At 76.6% G+C, this 3,827-nt stretch carries 4 protein-coding genes; all 4 read left to right on the top strand.

Annotated elements, in window-relative coordinates; all coding sequences use genetic code 11:
• Positions 1-97 precede the first annotated feature (97 nt).
• The 4 genes from GFJ45_RS15550 to GFJ45_RS15565 all read left to right on the top strand — a co-directional run bounded on the left by GFJ45_RS15550 (position 98) and on the right by GFJ45_RS15565 (position 3,814).
• On the top strand, positions 98-754 hold the full coding sequence (locus GFJ45_RS15550) for a Fic family protein (RefSeq protein ID WP_194288722.1): 657 nt from the start codon (positions 98-100) through the stop codon (positions 752-754).
• A gap of 427 nt (positions 755-1,181) precedes the next feature.
• The gene (locus tag GFJ45_RS15555) at positions 1,182-1,895 is read left to right on the top strand and encodes a hypothetical protein (protein ID WP_153398861.1); all 714 of its coding nucleotides are present in this window, start codon (positions 1,182-1,184) and stop codon (positions 1,893-1,895) included.
• Positions 1,896-3,029: a TadA family conjugal transfer-associated ATPase gene (locus tag GFJ45_RS15560; protein ID WP_153398864.1), complete on the top strand. Its 1,134-nt coding sequence runs from the start codon at positions 1,896-1,898 to the stop codon at positions 3,027-3,029.
• A complete protein-coding gene (locus GFJ45_RS15565; RefSeq protein ID WP_194288723.1) occupies positions 3,026-3,814 on the top strand; it encodes a type II secretion system F family protein in 789 nt (262 codons plus the stop codon). The genes GFJ45_RS15560 and GFJ45_RS15565 overlap by 4 nt, the downstream gene beginning before the upstream one ends.
• The last annotated feature ends 13 nt before the right edge of the window (positions 3,815-3,827 follow it).

A 3,827-nucleotide genomic window follows, 5' to 3' on the forward strand; every position in this document is an offset into this window, starting at 1 on the left:
CTGCCACCATCCTCTCCTCGGACGTCCCCGCACCAGCAGGTAGGTAGCGACGACGGCGACGAGCTGTCCGGCGGGGTCCCAGCTGAGCCTGTTGCTGGTGCGGGACCTGGTCCGGGGGGTGCAGGCCTGGCCGCAGCAGCCGGACCCGGTCCAGCGGGTGCTGCGCGGAGCGGTGCAGGTCACCGCCCGCACCGAGCACGTCGACGCGACCGCGCTGCGCTCCCCGGCCCAGGTGCTGGCCGCGCTCCACGTCGCGGCCGCCGCACCGGTGCTCCCCGAGCACCAGCTGGGACGTCCCCGGCGGGACAGCGAGGACTGCCCGGAGGGCGCCGAGCTGGGACCGCTGGCCCGGGGCCGGGAGCTGACCGAGCGGCTGGACGGCGTCGCGGCGCTGCTGCAGCTGCTGCCGGAGGCACCGGTCCTGCTGGTGGCCGCGCTGGTGCACGCCGAGGTGGCGACGCTGCGGCCGTTCGTGCAGGGCAACGGCCTGGTGGCGCGCGCCCTGGAGCGAGCCGTCGTCCGCGCCGGCGGGTTGGACCCCACCGGGGTGGCGGTGCCCGAGGCCGGCCACAGTGCCCGGGCCGGTGGCGACTACCGCGGCGCGCTGGCCGCCTACGCCAGCCGGACCCCGGACGGCGTGCGGCTGTGGCTGCTGCACTGCGCCGAGGCGGTCGTGGCCGGGGCGGGAGAGGGCGGCCGGGTGGCGGACGCCGTCCTCGCCGGACGGGTGGCGGCTGAGCGAGCCGAGGAGTAGAAAGGAGAGGGAGGCGACAGCCTCAGGCGGTGACCACCCAGGCACCCACGCGCGGGCAGTCCACTGATGGACCGGTTTGGCCGGGCTCGTCCCGACCCGACGGCACGAATGCACGCACTGTTAGCCCGGGCGGTCACCGCCCTTTGTCGGCTCCTGCGCCGGTCCCAGGAGCTCGACACAGGGGTTTGGCCCGGTGGGTCGGCCGTGCCATACTGATGAGCGCAGCGCTCCCTTTCGGGGTTGAGCGCGGACGCCACGGGTTATCCCCCCCTGACTCGTGGCGTCGACGGCCCCCGCTCCCCCCGCGGGGGCCGTCCCCTTTTCCGCTGGCAGGCGCCTCCCACACCGGGCCCGCCGTCGTTGCCGCGTCCACAGCCCGGCCGCGGCCGCTGCGCCACCCCGCCCGGTGGTGGACAGGCTGCGGTGCATGGGCGAAGGAGACGGACACGTGCTGGGTGTCCTCGGTGCCGGCGGCGGACTCGGCAGCAGCACACTGGTCGCAGCACTGGCCACGCGCGCCGGCACCGCCGGACGGCGGGTCGTGGCCGTGGAGGGGCAGGGGTGGTCAGACCTGCTGACGCTCCGGCTGGGCATCGAGCTGCAGCCCGGTCTGCACTGGGAGGACCTGGCCGAGCTGCGTGGAGACGTCGACGCCTCGGGGCTGGTCCGTGCGCTTCCCACCACCGAAGAAGGGGTGGGCGTGCTCGGGTGGCGGCACCCGTGGGCCGAGAGGGGACACCGGGGACACCAGACCGGGCTGGCGCGGGCACTGGCCGCCGCAGCGGACCTGGTGGTCTGCGACCTGCCCCGGGCCGATGGGCCGGCCGCGCGGGCGTGGTGGTGCGGCTGTGACACCCGGGTGCTGGTGGTCGCGGACGGCATCGACGGCTGCGCCGCCGGGGCCCGCGTGGTCGACGAGGTGGAGCCGGACCTGGTGGTGCTGCGCGCGGGCGGGCCGCACCGCGGGCACCGGATGGGCAGGGAGCAGCTGGAGGCCGGGCTGGGCGCGCCGGTCGTGGCCGTGCTCGGTGACGACCGTGGCGTCGACCGCGCGCTCTGTCGCGGCGACCCGGTCGGGCGTACCGGGGCGGTTGCGGCCTGCGCCGACCGGGTGCTGGGTGCGGTGCTGGAGGTGCCCTGAATGAGCCTGGTCGACGACCCGGGCGTTTGGCAGCAGATCCGGCAGGGGCGAGCCCCCACCGACGAGGGCGTGGCCGCCGTCGCCCGCCGCCACCGGGGCCGGCTCGGCAGCGACGGTGCGGCAGTGGTGGCCGACCGGCTCCGGCAGGAGGTGCTCGGGCTGGGTCCGCTGGAACCGCTGGTGGACGCGCGGACCACCGACCTGCTGCTCAACGGTACCGAGGTCTGGCTCGACCGAGGGCGCGGTCTGGAGCGTGGCCCGCAGGTGCTGCCCGACCACGAAGCCGTCCGGCGGCTGGCGGTCCGGCTGGCTGGGCTGTGTGGCCAGCGGCTCGACGACGCCAGTCCCTGCGTGGACGGGATCCTGCCCTCCGGCGTCCGGCTGCACGCCGTGCTGCCGCCACTGGTCGACGGCGGCCCGCACCTGAGCCTGCGGCTGCCTCGCCGACTGCGGCCCCGGCTGCCGGACCTGGTGGCCTGGGGGCTGCTGTCGGAGCCGGACGCCGACCTGCTGCGCCGGGTGGTGCGGTCCCGGCTGGCCTTCGTCGTCTCCGGCGGCACCGGGTCGGGCAAGACCACGCTGCTCGGGGCGTTGCTGGCCGAGGTGGGCCAGCACGAGCGGGTGCTGGTCGCCGAGGACGTGCGTGAGCTCGCCGTCGACCACCCGCACGTGGTGCGGCTGCAGGGACGCGCCCGCAACGTCGAGGGTCGCGGCGAGGTCACGCTGACCGACCTGGTCCGGCAGAGCCTGCGGATGCGGCCGGACCGGATGGTCGTCGGTGAGGTGCGTGGAGCAGAGGTCCGTGAGCTGCTCACCGCGCTCAACACCGGGCACGAGGGCGGCTGCGGGACCCTGCACGCCAACGGCGCGGCGGAGGTGGTCTCCCGGTTCGAGGCGCTCGGCGCGCTGGCCGGTATGTCCCCGGCGGCGGTGCACGCTCAGCTGGCGAGCGCCGTGGACGTCGTGCTCCATCTTGGCCGAAGCCACGGTCGCCGGCGGCTGCGCGAGGTCGCCCTGCTCGAACCGGGCGGCTCCGGTGGGCAGGTGGTGACCGCGGCGACCGACGACGGGCAGCAGCTGCGGCCGGGGCCAGGCTGGCAGCGGCTGCTGGCCCGGTTGGGCACAGTGCCGTGAGCGCGGCCGTGCTCGTGGCGCTGCTGCTCGGCCTGGCCGTCTGGTGCTGGCCGGCGTCGGCCCGGGTGCGTGCCCGGACGGTCGTGCTGTCAGCCGCCCGGGCTGAGCCCGCGGCACCACGGCGGCGGGCGGTCGGTGCGCGGACCCGGAGGCTGCTGCGCCGGCTGCGACGGCTGCGACGCTCCCCGCGGAGGGAGGAGCAGGTGCTGCACCTGCTCGACGCCCTCGCCGCTGCGCTGCGGACGGGGTTGCCACCGGTCGCGGCGCTCGAGGTGGTCGCCGAGGGGCTGGACACTACTCATCGGCAGCGCTGGGTGCAGCCGGTGCTACGGGTCGCGCGCGATGGCCGGGGGGTCGGCCCGGTCTGGCACCGGCTGGCCCGGACCACCGGGACGCCCGAGCTGGCAGCGCTGGGGCGCGCGTGGGGACTGAGCGAGGCCCACGGTGTCCCACTCGCCGCTGCGGCCGCCTCGGCCGCGCGCACCAGTCGCGACCGGCAGCAGCACCGGCGCAAGGTGGCGACCGCCACGGCCGGGGCGCGCGCCACGGCAGGACTGCTCACGCTGCTGCCGCTGTCGGCCCCCGTGCTCGCGGCGCTCGTCGGGGTCACTCCCGGCCGCCTCTACGCCTCGCCGGTCGCCGTGGCCAGCACCGGCGCTGGACTGGCGATGCTGGCGCTCGGGCGGCTGCTGGTCGCCCGGATGGTCCGACGTGCCGAGATGGTGGCGCGGGGCACCTCGACTGGCAGCAGGCCACGGATGCCGACGGGGCGGGTGAGGCCGTAGTCCGCGAACGGTG

This window comes from Ornithinicoccus halotolerans, from assembly GCF_009602535.1.
Classification (GTDB): domain Bacteria; phylum Actinomycetota; class Actinomycetes; order Actinomycetales; family Dermatophilaceae; genus Ornithinicoccus; species Ornithinicoccus halotolerans.

Excerpts from the sequence above, each read along its gene's own strand:
- GFJ45_RS15560 (WP_153398864.1), top strand. The coding sequence starts at position 1,896 with ATGAGCCTGGTCGACGACCCGGGCGTTTGGCAGCAGATCCGGCAGGGG.
- GFJ45_RS15555 (WP_153398861.1), top strand. The coding sequence starts at position 1,182 with ATGGGCGAAGGAGACGGACACGTGCTGGGTGTCCTCGGTGCCGGCGGC.